Raw genomic sequence first — 15,208 nt, forward strand, 5'->3', positions numbered from 1 at the left:
AAGGCCGGCCCTTCGGGCCGGTGTCCTGCGCTTCGCTCCGGACTGTTCGGGGTTTCGCTTCGCTCCACCCCGAACGGCCTGCTCCGCAGGCCAGGGTGACCCCGTTTCACGGGGTCCGGGCCTCCGGCCCGTTGGGCGGGTCCGCTGCGCTCCCCCGCCCTGGTCCTTCCGGCTCCGCCTCCAGGGCTGAAGCCCGCTTCGCGGGCCTGGCTGGCAGCAAGGTGGGGTGTGGGCATCTGCTGTATCGCGGCTCCCGGTCAGGGTGCGAAGTACCAGCAGTACAGAGGCTGACGAGAGCCCTCAGCCCTGCGGGCTAGATCTGCCAGCTCCATCAGGATCTCGGCCGCTGTCTCGGCTCGCACGCCCTCGTCCTTGACTGCGGCTAGTTCAGCCCATGCACCCGCAACCTCAACGAGCCGGCCACTGCTCGCCTGGACCAGAGCGGAGCACAGCCGGGAAGGAAGCTCGAACACCGTGAAGCCGTCATTCTTCATCGGCACCACATCACGCGAGCCTGTAGCTACACCCCCTGCCAGCAGGACCTCCCAGTCCTCCACCGCATCGTCGGGGTAGAAATCCGCGCACGTGAACGCGGGAAACCCATGTCGGCGCTGCCGCGGCCCGACCTGAGCAGCCACCTCATCATCCGGTGCCACGAAGAACTCGATAGTGATAGGCATGACCCGATCATGCCAGCTCACCCCCGCCGAGATGATTCATTCTGTTCTCCAGATTGAAACTGGGCTAGGGGGTATGCCGCGCTGAGGCCCAGCTCGCAGAGTGGGCTCGCCGAGTGGGTTCCTGGTCGCGGTGCCCGAGCGGCTCCAAATCTCAGCGTGGGGGCTGGAGTTCGGGCAGGCCGTAGTCCGGTGGCAGCCACCCGTTCTTCTTCCTGGCGATGGTCTTCCGGGTGTGAGGGGGCAGGTACGGACAGCCGCGCATCAGGTCAGGTTCACGCTCGGCCCAGGCCAGTCCGTAGTGGACGGTGCACACCGGCCAGACGGTCTTCTCCTGCGGCTTCGGCCGCGGCGCTGTCGCGGTTTTTCTCTTGCATGGTGCGGGCCTGGGCGGCTGGGGAGGCCGGAGCTTGCAGCTCTCGGCGAAGGCGGTCAGGGACGGCAGGCCGGTACTGCCCAGTGGATCGGTGAGAAGGGGTCCGCTGGTACCAGTGACGATGTCCCAGACGCGGCGGGCCGCCATCAGCAACGGACGTGCCCACAGCGGGACCTCGTGGGTCAAGCAGCCTCGGCGGAGCCCGTCGTCGTGGAGGGTAATGGTGGCGGCAGCCGGGCCCAGGTCGTGGACATGGGCGGTGCGCAGCTGAGTGGTGGACGCAGCGGTGAACACTGCGGTAGCCAGTTGGGCGGCCAGATGAGGATGGGCCGTGGCCCGGTGCAGGCGCCAGGCGACCTCGGCCTCGGTGGTCTGCGGGATCACTGGCGGGAAGAAGTCGCGGTCGGGCGCCAGCGGTGCGCTGCAGCGGCAGGGGCGGGTCGGTTCGTCGAAGGCCAGCAGGGTGGTCAGGGCCGGCAGGGCGATCCAGCGGTTGGCCAGAGGGCGCGGCAGCGGGCAGTCGGCGGCGGAAGGGCCGTCGTCGGCGGCGGGCAGGAGGGCCGTGGCATCGGCGAAGTGGTGGCGGACGCCGGACAGGATCCGGTCCACGCCGGCGGGCAGGCGCGAGGTGTGGACGACAAGGGTCAGCCGCAGGCCGGTGCGGCGGCGCAGGAGCAGCAGAGCGTCCAGGCGGGGCTGGGTGAGGAAGTGTGCCCGCAGGAGCAGCAGGTGCGTCGTGCCCGTCGCGAGGATCCAGGCCGCGGCGAGGGCCCAGACCGGGCCGGTGTCGTGCCCGCGGTACCCGGCCACCGGGACGGGCTTGCCCAGAGCTGCCAGGACGTCGTGGGCGAGTGCCAGCGTGGAATCGGTACCCGGCGTGGGGTGGACGGTGATCCTCCCCGCCAGCAGGTCGTGTGCGGCCAGAGCAGCGCGGGTGTGCACCAGGTCATCGCCCGGGGCGCCGATCACGATCACCGGGGGCGGATCGGGGCAGGTCAGCACGATCAGGCCGCCTGCCGGGAGCTGAGCTTGCTGTAGGCCCAGCGCAACAACTCCTCGTCCACACGGCTGCGACCGGCCTGCTGCAAACCGACGCCGACATCGGCATCACCGCCGAAATGGTTCGCACGGCCCGGAAACACGCACGTACGGTTCTCAAAGCACCGGCTGCCGTCCCGGCTCCGGGAACGGAAGACAAGACCAGCAGAGCCGGAAGGGCTGCGGATCCTGCAACTACCACCGGCCCGCGTCGCGCACGGCGTGCCACTGAGCCGAAGCGTCCCCGTGAGCCCCGCAGCCGCCTCGGGCACCGCCCCGATCTGGGGCCAGGCGAAACAGCCCCGGCACACGCCCGAGCGTGGCACGCCGAACACGGCCACCTCGCAGTCCCCCGCGATACCCGGCACGTCGGCTACCCCCTGGGCATGTGGCTGTTCAGCCAACGCAACCGCGCCGAACAACGCGCCCGAGCCGGTATGCCGCCCTCGCCCCACCTGGCCGAACTCGCCGCGATCGACCCGTGGTGGAACCCGCCCTGGGACCTGCACTGGCAGCGCAACTACTACCGCGCCCCCGACCACGTCCAAGCGGGCCGCCCCTTCGACCCCGCCGCGCTGACCCCCTCCCCCAGCACCATCCTGGGAAGCTGGGTCAGCCGGGCCTGCCCGCAGTACCACCAGCTCCACCCAGACCAACAGCACCTCCTGACGCTGATCGGCATCACGCCTGAGGTCGCCCACGCACGCACGCACCCGGCGCGCGTACCCCTGGCGCACCGCCATCGAACACGCCAAGGCCTTCGCCGAGACCCACGGCCACCTGGCCGAGACCCACGACACCCTCCACGAGGGCTTCTGTCTGGGCCGATGGCTGATCAAACAGCGCTACCGCGCCAACAAGACCGGCCACTCCTTCCCTGCAGCCCGCGCCCTGACCGCCATCGACCCCTGGTGGAACTCGCCCTGGGGCATGGCCTGGCAACGCGCCTACCACCATGCCCAGACTCACCCCCGCCACCCGGCAGCCCGCCGCTGGGCCCAGAAACAGCAACGCGGCTGGCTACTCCTCCACCCCCACCAACAACACCTCTTCACCACAGCCAGCCTCGTTGCGATCTGAACAGCGCGAACTCCCTTACCTGGATTCCGGCCTGTCCCGACAATGGGCAGATGGCCGACTCGCACTTCTTCAACGACGAACCCTTCCTCGACCACGAGGGAGGACCTGACCTGCTCGGACACGGGCAATACGCTCACCATGTCATCAGCCTGCTGGACCGGGTACGAGCCCAGACCGAAACCGGAGTCCTCGCGCTGATCGGCCCCTGGGGGTCAGGGAAGTCCAGCGTCCTGGGCAAGGTGACACGTCGCCTACGGGACGCCGCGGCCAACGATGACGGGTGGCTGGTCGCGGAACTCAACCCGTGGCTGTACTCCGATCTGGAGTCGCTCACGCTGGCACTGTTCAGCGAGATCCGCGAAGCCCTCCCGAAGAACGAGCGATGGTCCGAGGCGCGGGAGAAGATCGGCGGATTCGGCAAGGCCATCAGTCCTCTGGGGAAGGTCACCGCTCTCTTCGGCCTGGACTCCGAGGGGCTGATCCAGGAGGTCAGCAACCGCATCAGCGGCGACACGAGCGCATCCGCCGCCAAACACAAAGCCGAGGAAGCCCTGCGCGAAGCAGATCACCCGGTCCTCGTCGTCATGGACGACCTCGACCGCCTCACCCCCGAAGAGCTCCTCGTCGTCTTCAAGCTGGTACGCCTCGTAGGCCATCTTCCCAATGTGTACTACCTGATCAGCTTCGACGAACGGACTCTGCTGGACGTCCTGCAACGCAGTGAGCTCGTCGGCAACAGCGAGCCCCGCGCACGCGACTTCCTGGAAAAGATCATCCAGGTCCGGCTGGACCTTCCCGCTTTCCGCGAGCGCGACGCCGACATTCTGGTCAACCGCTCCCTCGCCGCAGTCCTCGCCTCGCACAACCTGACCCTGACAGCCAGCGAGCAGGAAAGGCTCTCCGAGGCCTACTACCGCTACCTGCAGGACCGGCTGCGTACCCCGCGGGCCATCAAGCGGTTCTTCGGCCAGGTGGACGCCACTCTCGGCCAGCTCACCGGCAACGTCGACATCGTCGACTTCCTCATCGTCACCTTCCTGCGCACCAGTGAGCCCCGCGCCTACCAATTGCTGTGGCACCACCGGGCCGAACTCACCGGCACCAGCATGGACCTGCCCTCGCGCCGCGTCGAGCGGCCCGAACAGGACATCGACCGCTGGCACACCAGGCTGCAGGGTGCCGGCGTCGCCGAACAGCACCTGGACGGCGTGGTCGGCCTGATGGGCATGCTGTTCGCACCAGTCCGGCAGGCTCTCGGCCATGGCATCAACTTTCAGGCCATCGCGCGGCGGCGCGGCATCGGCAGCATCGACTACTTCGACCGGTACATGGTCTTCGGCATCCCCGACGACGACCTTCCCGAGGACACCTTCGACACCGCCCTGCAGCAACTGGCCGACGACACCCCGGGCACCGAAGCAGACGAACTCCTCCTGCGCCTGCGCGACGACACCCAGCGCATTACCCGGCGCATCCAGTACAAACGCGCCGCCGGCACACCCCTACCGGCAGCCGCGCTCCTCAAAGCCGCAGCCTCGCATTGCGGCCACCTCACTGCCTCTCCTCAAGGGGCCCTCGGCCTCTTCACTGCGGACCGCGCCATGGACTTCCTCGCGAAAGACCTCCTGACCGACCTAGCCGAGCCCGACCGGCCGGCAGTCCTCAAAACCATGGCTGAGACCCCAAACGGAGCCGTCTTGGCTGCTCGCACTCTCCAACGCGTCACTGCCCGCAACGGCTCCGAGAACCCGGAAAGCACACAAGCGGCAGTCACCCCCGACTGGATCAGCCAGGCCCGCTCACTGATCAGCCACGAGATCGCACGGCACCTCGCCCCCTCCGCGAGCCGGGCCGTCAACGAACTCACCGAGCCGGAGATCACCCTCCTCTGGGCATGGCGCCACACCGCATCCGAAGCCACCCGGGCCTGGATCAACCAGCAGCTCGAGGAGACATGGACCCTGCTTGACCTCCTTGCCGTGCTCCTCCCGCCCGACCGGGCGCCCTTCCCTCTCATCGACGACGACACCCTGCAGAGCCTCGACGCGCTCATCGGCCTCGACGCGCTGTACAGCCGCCTCGGCTCACTCCTCGACGCCCCCGCAGCAGACCCCGACAACTCCCAGGACGAACACCCGGCTCGCATCCTCCAAGCACTCCGGGAACACCGCGGCACCCCCCCAGTCAGCGGCTGACCACCCCCTGCCTCATCCCTCCGGACAAGACGGAGCAACAAGCCGTGACAGACCAACCGCTCACCCCCGCACCCGAACAATGGCAGCGCCTCGCCGCCGCCCGCCAGGCCTACACCGACACCGTCGGCCCGTACTACGACGAGACCCTGCAAGAAGTGACACGACGTGCATGCACCAGCGGAAGCATCGGCAAAGCCGACATCGGAGCACTGCTGATGTGGAAACAGCTCAGAGCCGACACACCCTGGGCGGCCGAACTCATGGCGCTCGCAGACACCGACGTACGCCGCGCAACCGCCGCAGCCACGACCGCCGCCCGGGACACCACTCTCAGCCTCTGCGCAGGAGCACAAGCTGGCCGCGCCGCTCTCGCCCACCTACCGGGCTTCCGCACCGGTGACGCCCTCGCCTCCGCCGTCCTCACGGCAGCCGCACCAGACCGCATGGCCATCTACGACCGGCGGGCACACAGCGGACTACACACTCTCGGCATCGCCCTCAGCCACGCACCCGGCCGCTACAGCCGCTACATAGAAGCGATCGACCAACTCCTCGCCACCGCCCCAGCCCCGATCCACACCTGGGCTCCACGCGACGTGGACACCGCCCTGTACTGGATGACCGCATAGCAGCACTCAACGAATCTGATCAACACACCCGGAGCATGACCACACCTGACCAACACCCGCTCCACCTGACAAAACAGCAGCTCAACGCAGAGACCTGGAACCCCGGCCCCCCATCACCAAGCCGTGATAGCTCGGCCCAGAGCCCTATCACCCCCCACACCAAACTGATCAGCCAAGGCCAACCCACCACCCACTGATCAGAAAAGCCGCCCCTGGACAGACGTACTCACGGAACTCGGAGTGATCTAAAGGAACACGGCCGCAGCCGGCGCCCTTCGGCGCCGCCTGCGGCCGTTCGGTCCACTGCCCTCTGACCCGGTGTGGTCGCTCGGCGAGGCGGTCGGCATAAGCGTCGCGGAGCTCTCTGAGAGGTAGCGGGGGTCGCGCCCTGGTGTGCTCGTTCCACGCGCAGAACCAGTCCACGCCGGCTCCTCCAGGGGCCCCCTTCTACAGAACAGACCTACCGGAACCGTTTCAGACCCTGGCCTAAGCGCTGTCCCGTAAATGATCTTCGGATGCCTCGGGCGTGTCTGGCCGCCGTGCGGCCCGCTGACCTATCCGGCGAGGGCGAGGTTGTGCATCCGTGCGATGCCGAGCATGGCGTGGTGGACGCCGTCGCCTCTGAGGCGGCAGTCGCGGAGGATCTTCCAGGTCTTCATACGGGCGAAGACGTGCTCGACGCGGGCACGGACCTGCTTGTGGGACCTGTTGTGGTCCTCTTTCCAGGCAGGGAGTTCGGCCTGGCCCCGCTCGCGGCGATGTGGGATCACCAGCCCGGTGCCCGGATAGCCGCCGTCGGCGATCGTGAGTGTTCTGCCGACGGCGGCCTTGGCGCCGGACTCTTCCCACGCCTTGCAGTTGTTGCGGTTCCCGGCGAGCGGCCGGCCGACCACGACGACCAGGCAGGTGTCGGCGTCGATGACGACCTGGTGGTTGGTGGAGTACCGGTAGTTCTTCGACCGCTCGGCGATGGTGTGGTCGCGGGTGGGGACCAGGGTGCCGTCCACGATGAGCACGGTGTCCTTCGCGAACCCTTTGCGGGGCTGGAGGGCAAGCATCGGCCCGAGGTGGTCGATGATCCGGTCCGCCGCCGACTTCGACACCCCGAACAGCGGGGCGAGCTGGCGCAGGGTCAGGTTCGTGCGCCAGTAGGCCGTGACCAGCAGGGTCCTGTCCTCCAGTGAAAGGCTCCAGGGTCGGCCCCTGCGGACCACGTCCGCACCCTCGCGTCGCAGTACCGTCACCAGCTTCCCGAAGGCATGCGGGCTCAGCCCGGAGAACGGGGCTATCCAGGACGGCTCTGAGGCCGTGATCACGCCAGACACGACAGAGATCATCTGTGCCCGGCAGCAGCCGTGGGCAATCTCAGCCGAGGAAGTCCTTCCAGAACGGCACGGATGCCTGCGGAGCCCAAGGCGCATCCTCGTCGACCTCGCCGAACTCGCGGTCGACGTAGTCGGCCAGATCGTGGCCGTAGCAGATGATGTCGGTTCCCCACACTGACAGGACCGGATGTCTCAGAGGGTGGTTCGTGAGCTGATGTCTGCTTCCGGGTGAGGCTGGGCGGAGCTGCTCGTCGCGAAACTCGGCCGGCTACTGCTTCTTGGTGAAGTTGCCGGTGTCGGCCTCGGTGAGGATGTCGAGCTTGACCAGGCGTTTCAGCTTGGCGCGGATGCCTTCGATGTTCTTCGGCAGCAGTTCGTGGTCGAGGGCTTCGCAGATGTCGCGGGCCCGGAGGGGGCCGGTGGTCTCGTTGAAGACGGCGAGGATGCGGGGGTAGTCCGGGTGCTCGGGCAGGTCCGGCGAGGCGGCCGGGAGCCGGTCCGCGAGTGTGGTGACGGTCTTCCGCGTGATCGCGAGGTGTTCGAGGTGGGTCTCGGCCTCCCGCAGGTGGTCTTGCAGTTCGCCGATCCGGGTGCGGAGGTCGTTGGTCAGGGCCCGGGCGGCTTCCTCCTGGATGCCGAGCGCATCCAGCAGGGGCTGGATGTTCACACGGCCACCGCCTGTGGTTCACGCCAGGTGGGGGTGTTCGCGCCGGTGAGGCGGCGGGCCATGACGTGGGTCATCGCCCAGTAGAGGCGGGAGGCGGAGGAGGCCGGGCGGTGCTCGTAGTCGCGGACCAGACGCCGGTGCAGTATCAGGATCCCGTAGGTCTGCTCGACCCTCCACCGCTTCGGCTGCGGAACGAACCCCGTCTCCTGCGGATTGCGCACGACGATCTCGACGTCGATGCCCAGGCCGGCCCCATGAACGACGACCTGGTTCTTGAAGCCCTGATCGACCAGCGCCTTCTCGACGGTTCCGCCGGTGTGCTCGGCTACCTGGTCCAGCAAAGCGACGCCCGCGGCGTTGTCGTGCGCGCTCGCGGCGAGAACGACCACCGCGATGACCAGGCCTAGCACGTCCACGGCCAGCCCCCGCTTGCGGCCCGGGACCCTCTTCGCCGGATCCCGGCCGGTCGTGGAGGCAGGGACCCCGGCGGCAGTGTGGATACTCTGGGTGTCCAGGACCACCAGGGTCGGGTCCTCTAATCGACGGGCCTTCTCACGTACCTGGCAGCGCAGGAGCTCGTGGACGACCTGGTCCGTTCCGTCGTCCCGCCAGGCCGCAAAGTAGTAGTACGTCGCGCTCTTCGGCGGCAGGTCGTGCGGGAGGTAGGCCCACTGGCAGCCGGTCCGGCCCTGATAGAGGATCGCGTTTACGATCTCCCGCATCGCGTAGGCCCCCTGATGACCGCTGACCGAGCGGTGCCGGTCCTTCCACGCCGTGATCACCGGCTCGATCAGAGCCCACTGCGCCTGGGATAAGTCGCTGGGGTAGGGCATGCGTTCACTCACATCATCACACCAGCAGACGAGCGCCTGCGGACCGGCGGGTTCCGCCCTGCACCCACACCATCAGGCGACGTCAGAGTCGCTCAAAAGTCACGAACCGCCCGCTGAGAAGCTCTGGAGACAGTGTCCTACTCCGGTGCCCTGACCTGTCAGCCGGTGGTGAACTCCGCGCTACCCTTTCCGTACAGACGCGTCAGCCCTGTCGGGTTCCCGTCGAATTCTCCAGTGAGGAGCTGCAGCAGGAATTCCGTCATGGTGCAGTCGTAGACCGTCCACTCACCTCCGTGCGTATAGACAGCCACAGGCCAGGTGCCGGGTTCGTGGCTGCTCGTGATCCAGAGCAGTACGTCCGCTTCGGCTGTCTCCCCCCAGACCATGATGTCCGCCGGGCCGTAGAGCTCGGCGTGCAGCGGGTCGTTCCACTCGTTGACCTCCGGCAGGTCGAGAACATCCGCCGGAAGCCTTGAGGTGTGACGGGAAGGAGCATGAGGATCCATGCTCGGAGCGAAGACGGCCAGCATTCCGTCGATTTCACCGCTGCCGTAGACGGACAGGAAGTTCCTGTAATCGGACGGGAATCGAGTGCCGTACGCCACCGCGATGTCGTCCCAGTCGATGAAGGTCCCCATACTCGACGGCTGCATGAGGTGCCGAAGTCGCTCAAGGGCGGCCATGGTTTCTCTCATCTTTCGTAGTCCAGCCAGTCGTGGCCTCGCTTGGGAACCGGTTCTCCACCTTCGGCGACTCGTCCGAGGTCATGCCGCTGGCGTGTCGAAGGCCCGTAGGTCTTGGGAACATCATCACACCAGCAGGCGAGCGCCTGCGGACCGGCGGGTCCGCCGCGCACCCACACCATCAGGCGATGGCAGAGCCGCTCAAAGACTCACGAACCGCCCTCTCAGACCCTGCCTTTGGAGTGCGGCGGGATGGGGCCGGTTCCGAGGCCGCCAGCACTGGAGAACGGCAGCCTCCCTGGTCTGCACGGGGGTGGTTTCGGCCCAACCGGCATCCAGGCATCGTCGAGGGCCACGAGTGCAGCCTGACAGCCCGGCCCCATCCCACCTGTTCGCGATCACTGCCAACTCGCCATGACTGGTGCACTTATCTCCGTACTCTACGGTGCACTTTAAGAAGTACGCCGACACGCAGTCGCGAACGGCGCCCCCTCCATCCCGGTGCTGGCCGATCCCCCGCCGGAGGCATCGTTCTGACCGGGCCCTGCATGATCGGGTGTCTACTCAGGACCGTGACTTGCTTGCGGCCCCAGGGGCACGGCCCCGGCGCCGTAGGCGGAGGGGTCGGGCCCAAGGGGCCAGCCCGCGCTTGCGCGGGCCCTTGAACCAGTAGAGAAGTTGTAACTCAGTTGGTCAGGTGAGGCTTTGTGCCACTGCCGAAGATCGACTACGCCTGGGCCGTGGACTTCTCCAGCCACCGGCGAGGTGTCCTGCAGCCAGGGCAGTCCTGCGACGAGGTGGCGGGTCAGTGGCAGAGCGTCGGGGGCATCGTGGCGTTCTCTCGTCCGAGGCGTCGGTTCGGGCCGGCTGTCCGGCGGCCCGGCGTCACCGAACGTCCTTCGCCATGGCCAACTGGGGCCTGGCGGGTGAACGTCGCCGCTGTGGTGGCGGCGATCGGGTGACTTCGGGATCGCAGCCGTGATCGTGGCGTTCCTGTGGCGTTCCTACGCAAGCAGGCATCCTCTATTCGACAGGGAGAAAACACCGTGACGAATCGCACGTTGAGGCGGAACATCGCTGCCCTCGGCACCACCCTGGGCCTGGGCGTCGCACTGCCGTTCGCTGTCTGGGTCACCCCCGCGTACGCGCAAGCACAGCTCGAGATCACAAAGACCACGGTGGGGGCGTTTGTTCGAGGCGGGCAGGGGGTGTACCGCATCCATGTCGACAATACGGGCGGGGATCCGACTACTGGGGGAACCCGCGTGGATGACCACTTCCCCACAGGAATCACTGTTGAACACGTGAGCGTCAACGGCGACGTGGGCTGTTTGATCCCCGTGGATCGTCGAGAGATCACCTGCGGTACCACCAACCCGTTGGCTGCAAATGATGACTATTCCATCGACGTAACCGTCAACGTCGCCGCCGACGCTCCTTGCAGCGTAACCAACACGGCCAGCGTGATCGACGTCGATGGCATTGCTTCTGACACGTCGTCCGTCACCACCAACATCCCGGGCGGCGGCTGCAGCGACGCCGGCGCTGGTGGTGGCGGATCCATCCTCCCCGTCAACCTCAACGGAGTGATCCCGATGTTCAACAACATCACCACGAACAACAACATCCAAAGCCCCGGCGCCCACAACGCCAGCAACGAGGTGTTTGGGCTGAACACCCCCTGAAGCACGTACCAGCCGTGCCAGGGCGCGAGTCTGACCTGGTGACCTGCGTCAGAGATTCGGTGGCAGTAGGCGGCGACTTTGTCGAGGATCTCGTCGGCGGTCTTCGTCCAGACGAAGGGCCTGGGTTGGTCGTTCCAGTCGCCCATCCAGGTCCGGATGTCGCGTTCGAGGGCCTGGACGGAGCGGAGGACTCCCCGCTTGAGCTTCTTCTGGGTCAGCTCGGCGAACCACCGCTCCACCAGGTTCAGCCAGGACGCACTCGTGGGTGTGAAGTGCAGGTGGAACCGCGGGTGCATCAGCAGCCACTTCTTGATGCCCGGCGTCTTGTAGGTCGCGTAGTTGTCGAGGATCAGGTAGATCTGGAGATCCGCGGGAACCGGACCACTTCCAATCGGAGGGACATCCTCTGTGGTCACGTCCAGGCGCAGCCGCTGGAACCGGAGGTGTGGCGGTAGACGCCGCGGTCGATGGCCCGGTCAGCGCTGACCTCGGCGACCAGACGGGGGTGGAGGAGGGTGATGTCGAGGACGTCGCGGCTCCCCCACGTGGACGAGAAGCGCCCACCCTCCCACAATGCCCGGGCGTGGCGCGGTGAGGTGCTCGGCGACCTGCTGGGCGGCGTCCGGGCGCAGCGGTAGGTCCGCCCGACCGCGCGCAACCGGCCGTTCTGGTCGTGGCGGCCCAGGACGCAGAGCTGCGGGCGCCGGTGATCGCGCCGACGATCGTCTCCGTGGTATCCCGCCTTCGGACCTTGGTCCAGCCCCGGGTATCTGGGAGGTATTTGCTGGTCATGGGCTTAATGACAATCCCTTGTGCACAGTCGGTCACTGACCATATACTTAAAGTCATGATCGTAAACGCGTGGCGAGTACGGGCCACGGCGGAGGACTTCGGCCTCCCTCCAGACGGACTTCCCTTCGATGTACGGCTGCTGACGGCGAACCGGGCGGAGTGGCCGCGCGAGGCGGGCCTGGAGGCAGGCACGCCGTTCCTCGTCTCGCCGGTGTTCGAAGACGACGTCGTCCTGAACCGCTTCTTGCAATCGCCGGGGATGCGGATGCACGCGGTGAACACCCAGTTCGGCTACGCCCGGGACCTGGCGGCGTTCCTGATCAGGAAGCAGACGTCATGCGATTACGCCGAAGAGATCCATCAGACGAGGCCGCCAGCGGCCGCGATCGTCTGACCGGTGACCCAGCGCGCGTCGTCACCCACGAGAAAGGAGACGACGTCGGCGATGTCCTCGGAGCGCCCGAGCCGACCCAGAGGTGTCTGAGCGATGAATGTGTCGGCGTTTGCCCGAAACTCCGGCGATAAGCCGTCGGTGTCGGTCAGGCCCGGAAGAACCGCGTTGACCGTGATCTGCCGGCTGCCCAATTCCTTGGCCAGCACGTGTCCGAAATACTCAACTGCCGCCTTGGTGCCGACATATGCGGCGACGTGGGGCCCCGGCCGCTTGGTGTGCCCGGTGGAGATGTTGACGATACGGCCCCCGTCGCGAACAAGGTTCGCCGCCTGTTGCAGGGCGAGGAAGGTCCCCTTGACGTTGATGGCCAGCAGCCGGTCGAGGTCCTCGACCGGAAAGGCGGCGATAGACCCGAAGGCCCGCATACCGGCGTTATTCACGACGATGTCAAGACCGCCGAACGTGGCCACCGCTTCTTCGAAAAGACGGGTGACATCGTGCGGCGCGGCGAGGTCAGCCTGAACGGCCAAGGCCTTGCTGCCAAGCTGCTCGATCTCGCTGACGACATCTCGCGCGGCAGCCTCATTCGAGTGGTAGTTGACCACCACATTCGCGCCGTGCCGACTCAAACGCAACGCGACGGCGCGGCCGATCCCCCGCGAGGAAGCCGTGACGAGTGCCACCTTTCCATTCAAACCCATATTCCCTCTCCCAAGGCCCGCCACCTCGCAGGCCCGCTGAGCGGCGAGCACCGCCACGGCACGCTGGACGTCGGGATCCGCGGCGCCGAGGTCGTGGACCAGGTCACTGTCGAAGTCGAGCAGCCCCAAGACATTGCTCTCGCGGACACGGCGCAGCGACTCACTCGGCAGTCTTCCGCCCCACCGCCACCTCTGACACGCCCGGGACACGGGCCGGGGTGACGCGGCCGAGCGGTCGTTCATGTCCGGCTGCCGTGGCTCTCGCGTACGGTAACCGCCGCCCATCTGCTGGCGCCGACTGGCTACGACGCCGTTCAGATCGGCTCGCCTTGACTACTGAACTTGATTGGGTGATGTCGGAGCCGTTCGCCTGACAGTTGGCCGTCGGCACCGGTAGCCGTGGGGTGTGAGGTACGCGCAGGGCGGCGGGCTGACCAACGCCGAGAGGACGACGCGGGAGCGGTTGCGGCTCCAGGCCGTGGGGCGTTTCGAGGGCGGGCAGAAGAACGCGGAGATTGCCGCTGCCCTGCGGATCAGCGTGCGGTCCGTCGAGCGGTGGCGCCGGGCCTGGCGCGAGAGCGGAGAGGCGGGAGTCCTGTCGAAGGGGTCGCCGGGAAGACCTCGACTCAGTGTAGCCCAGATCGCCAGGCTGGAGCGGGAGTTGGAGCGTGGTCCACTGGCTCATGGCTGGGCGGACCAGCGGTGGACCCTGGCACGGATCAAGACGCTGATCGGCCGACTGTTCCACGTCTCCTACACGCTCGAGGGTACCTGGCGGCTGCTGAGGCGCCACGGCTGGAGCTGGCAGCAGCCCACCAGACGTGCGATCGAGCGCGATGACGACGCAGTCCAGGTCTGGAAGAAGGAGACCTGGCCGCGGGTAAGAGCACCGCGGCGGAGCGCAACGCCTGGATCGTCTTCGAGGACGAGGCCGGGCAGTCGATGGCTCCGCCGCACGCCAAGACCTGGGGCCGGATCGGCCAGACCCCGGTCGTGAGGGTGAGGGGTCGGGGCTCGGGGCGCGTGTCGATGGCGGGTATGGCCTGCTACAAGCCGGGCCAGCGGTCCCGGCTGATCTACGCGACCCGCGAATACCGAGGCCGCAAGGACGAGCCGAAGGGCTTCGGCTGGCGCGACTTCCGCGACCTGATCGTCCGCGCCCGCATCCAGCTCGGCGGACCGATCGTGCTGGTCTGGGACAACGTCCGCCTGCACCTGACGGTCGGCATGCGCGAGTTCATCGACGCGAACGCTGAGTGGCTCACCGTGTTCCAGCTGCCCACTTATGCCCCGGACCTCAACCCGACCGAGGGCGTTTGGTCGCTGGTCAAGCGTGACATCGGCAACCTCGCCGCGGCAGACCTCGGCCAGATCACCAGCGCCGTGAAGCGCAGACTGAAGATGCTGCAGTACCGACCGGAGATCATCAACGGCTGCCTCGCAGGCACCGACCTGGCCCTGGACCTGTGAGCGTCGGGTCGACGGACCCGAGAATGTTCGAAGCCCAAAGCTGCTGGTCAGCTACGGTGACGGTATGACTGCCAGCCTGCCCGAGGACATAGCCGACGTGCTTGACCTCGTCCTGAACCCGGACGAGCCCGTTCACGTCGCTCTCCGGCGGCAGGTGCCCCAACTCAGGGTGCAATCCCGCTGTAAGTGCGGGTGCGGCACTGCCTACTTCGAACTCGACGCCGACGAAGTGGAGCCCGCGCCAACGGGCCCTGGAACCGTCGTGGCTGCCGACGTACAGCTGATCACCGAAACCGGCGAGTGTCCCGGCGAGGTCCTGGTCTTCACCCAAGGCGGCTACCTCTCATGGCTGGAGGTCTGCTCTTGGAGCGATGACGTCAAGGTGAATCTCGCCGTGGCCCGGCGCTGGCTGCAGCCACCGTCCTGAACCGTAACCGGCAACAGCCGGCGCTCTCAGACCCTGGCGCCGCCACCACGAGCCGTCCGACATCACGAGTTCAAGTTCAGCAGTCGCTCGGCAATGACCGCGACTTGGCCACAGGAGCCCTCGCAGGCCTCGCCGACGGCCTCACCTTTGCCTGTCAAGGATTTAAAGTCTTCGGTGAGGTCGAATGCGCCGGAGACGGGGTAACGAAGGAGGCAGTCAAAGAATACGGGGTAAAT

16 protein-coding genes and 2 pseudogenes are annotated in these 15,208 nt (G+C 67.0%); 9 read left to right on the forward strand and 9 right to left on the reverse strand.

The window, feature by feature from the left end; translation table 11 throughout:
• Positions 1 to 257: 257 nt before the first annotated feature.
• Positions 258 to 680 carry a hypothetical protein gene (locus tag ACFYZS_RS38690; RefSeq protein WP_389023752.1) on the reverse strand — a complete coding sequence of 141 codons (423 nt, stop codon included), beginning with the start codon at positions 678 to 680 and terminating at the stop codon, positions 258 to 260.
• A gap of 151 nt (positions 681 to 831) precedes the next feature.
• Entirely contained in the window at positions 832 to 2,055 is a 1,224-nt protein-coding gene (locus ACFYZS_RS38695; RefSeq protein ID WP_389023755.1) for a hypothetical protein, read from the reverse strand.
• A 116-nt stretch (positions 2,056 to 2,171) separates the two neighbouring features.
• On the opposite strand from ACFYZS_RS38695, the pseudogene ACFYZS_RS38700 reads away from it, so the two are divergent.
• From ACFYZS_RS38700 to ACFYZS_RS38715, 4 genes and pseudogenes are all read left to right on the forward strand, one after another.
• Positions 2,172 to 2,507, forward strand: a pseudogene (locus tag ACFYZS_RS38700) (helicase associated domain-containing protein); the annotation flags it as partial.
• 364 nt (positions 2,508 to 2,871) lie between these two features.
• Complete coding sequence (locus ACFYZS_RS38705; RefSeq protein WP_389023931.1) at positions 2,872 to 3,171, forward strand: hypothetical protein; 300 nt, start codon at positions 2,872 to 2,874, stop codon at positions 3,169 to 3,171.
• Positions 3,172 to 3,221: 50 nt separating this feature from the next.
• Positions 3,222 to 5,366: a P-loop NTPase fold protein gene (locus tag ACFYZS_RS38710; protein ID WP_389023933.1), complete on the forward strand. Its 2,145-nt coding sequence runs from the start codon at positions 3,222 to 3,224 to the stop codon at positions 5,364 to 5,366.
• A 44-nt stretch (positions 5,367 to 5,410) separates the two neighbouring features.
• On the forward strand, positions 5,411 to 5,995 hold the full coding sequence (locus ACFYZS_RS38715; RefSeq protein ID WP_389023758.1) for a hypothetical protein: 585 nt from the start codon (positions 5,411 to 5,413) through the stop codon (positions 5,993 to 5,995).
• 554 nt (positions 5,996 to 6,549) lie between these two features.
• Here the strand turns inward: ACFYZS_RS38715 and ACFYZS_RS38720 are convergent.
• The 5 genes from ACFYZS_RS38720 to ACFYZS_RS38740 form a co-directional block, all read right to left on the reverse strand.
• Positions 6,550 to 7,320, reverse strand: coding sequence for a transposase (locus ACFYZS_RS38720; protein ID WP_389023761.1), 771 nt, complete (start codon positions 7,318 to 7,320; stop codon positions 6,550 to 6,552).
• 40 nt (positions 7,321 to 7,360) lie between these two features.
• A complete protein-coding gene (locus ACFYZS_RS38725; protein WP_389023764.1) occupies positions 7,361 to 7,495 on the reverse strand; it encodes a hypothetical protein in 135 nt (44 codons plus the stop codon).
• 93 nt (positions 7,496 to 7,588) lie between these two features.
• Positions 7,589 to 7,987 carry a hypothetical protein gene (locus ACFYZS_RS38730; RefSeq protein ID WP_389023767.1) on the reverse strand — a complete coding sequence of 133 codons (399 nt, stop codon included), beginning with the start codon at positions 7,985 to 7,987 and terminating at the stop codon, positions 7,589 to 7,591.
• Positions 7,984 to 8,832, reverse strand: a complete 849-nt coding sequence (locus ACFYZS_RS38735) for an IS5 family transposase (protein ID WP_389023770.1) — start codon at positions 8,830 to 8,832, stop codon at positions 7,984 to 7,986. The genes ACFYZS_RS38730 and ACFYZS_RS38735 overlap by 4 nt, the downstream gene beginning before the upstream one ends.
• 146 nt (positions 8,833 to 8,978) lie before the next feature.
• Positions 8,979 to 9,515, reverse strand: a complete 537-nt coding sequence (locus tag ACFYZS_RS38740) for an SMI1/KNR4 family protein (RefSeq protein ID WP_389023773.1) — start codon at positions 9,513 to 9,515, stop codon at positions 8,979 to 8,981.
• A 1,034-nt stretch (positions 9,516 to 10,549) separates the two neighbouring features.
• Between ACFYZS_RS38740 and ACFYZS_RS38745 the strand changes: the two genes are divergently transcribed.
• Entirely contained in the window at positions 10,550 to 11,188 is a 639-nt protein-coding gene (locus ACFYZS_RS38745) for a hypothetical protein (protein ID WP_389023938.1), read from the forward strand.
• A 38-nt stretch (positions 11,189 to 11,226) separates the two neighbouring features.
• Here ACFYZS_RS38745 and ACFYZS_RS38750 read toward each other — a convergent pair.
• Positions 11,227 to 11,565, reverse strand: a pseudogene (locus ACFYZS_RS38750) (transposase); the annotation flags it as partial.
• A gap of 470 nt (positions 11,566 to 12,035) precedes the next feature.
• On the opposite strand from ACFYZS_RS38750, the gene ACFYZS_RS38755 reads away from it, so the two are divergent.
• Positions 12,036 to 12,374, forward strand: a complete 339-nt coding sequence (locus tag ACFYZS_RS38755) for a hypothetical protein (protein ID WP_389023776.1) — start codon at positions 12,036 to 12,038, stop codon at positions 12,372 to 12,374.
• Here the strand turns inward: ACFYZS_RS38755 and ACFYZS_RS38760 are convergent.
• Positions 12,341 to 13,204 carry an SDR family oxidoreductase gene (locus ACFYZS_RS38760; RefSeq protein ID WP_389023779.1) on the reverse strand — a complete coding sequence of 288 codons (864 nt, stop codon included), beginning with the start codon at positions 13,202 to 13,204 and terminating at the stop codon, positions 12,341 to 12,343. The two genes, ACFYZS_RS38755 and ACFYZS_RS38760, sit on opposite strands and share 34 nt — an antisense overlap.
• Before the next feature lie 277 nt (positions 13,205 to 13,481).
• Here ACFYZS_RS38760 and ACFYZS_RS38765 point away from each other — a divergent pair, with 277 nt between their 5' ends.
• The 3 genes from ACFYZS_RS38765 to ACFYZS_RS38775 all read left to right on the forward strand — a co-directional run bounded on the left by ACFYZS_RS38765 (position 13,482) and on the right by ACFYZS_RS38775 (position 14,972).
• Positions 13,482 to 14,072, forward strand: coding sequence for a winged helix-turn-helix domain-containing protein (locus ACFYZS_RS38765; RefSeq protein WP_389023782.1), 591 nt, complete (start codon positions 13,482 to 13,484; stop codon positions 14,070 to 14,072).
• Positions 14,018 to 14,545: a transposase gene (locus tag ACFYZS_RS38770; RefSeq protein WP_389023785.1), complete on the forward strand. Its 528-nt coding sequence runs from the start codon at positions 14,018 to 14,020 to the stop codon at positions 14,543 to 14,545. Before ACFYZS_RS38765 ends, ACFYZS_RS38770 begins: the two co-directional genes overlap by 55 nt.
• 64 nt (positions 14,546 to 14,609) lie before the next feature.
• Complete coding sequence (locus ACFYZS_RS38775; protein ID WP_389023788.1) at positions 14,610 to 14,972, forward strand: hypothetical protein; 363 nt, start codon at positions 14,610 to 14,612, stop codon at positions 14,970 to 14,972.
• Positions 14,973 to 15,208: the final 236 nt, after the last annotated feature.

The organism is Streptomyces sp. NPDC001903, from assembly GCF_042891345.1.
In the GTDB taxonomy this organism is placed as follows: Bacteria; Actinomycetota; Actinomycetes; order Streptomycetales; family Streptomycetaceae; genus Streptomyces.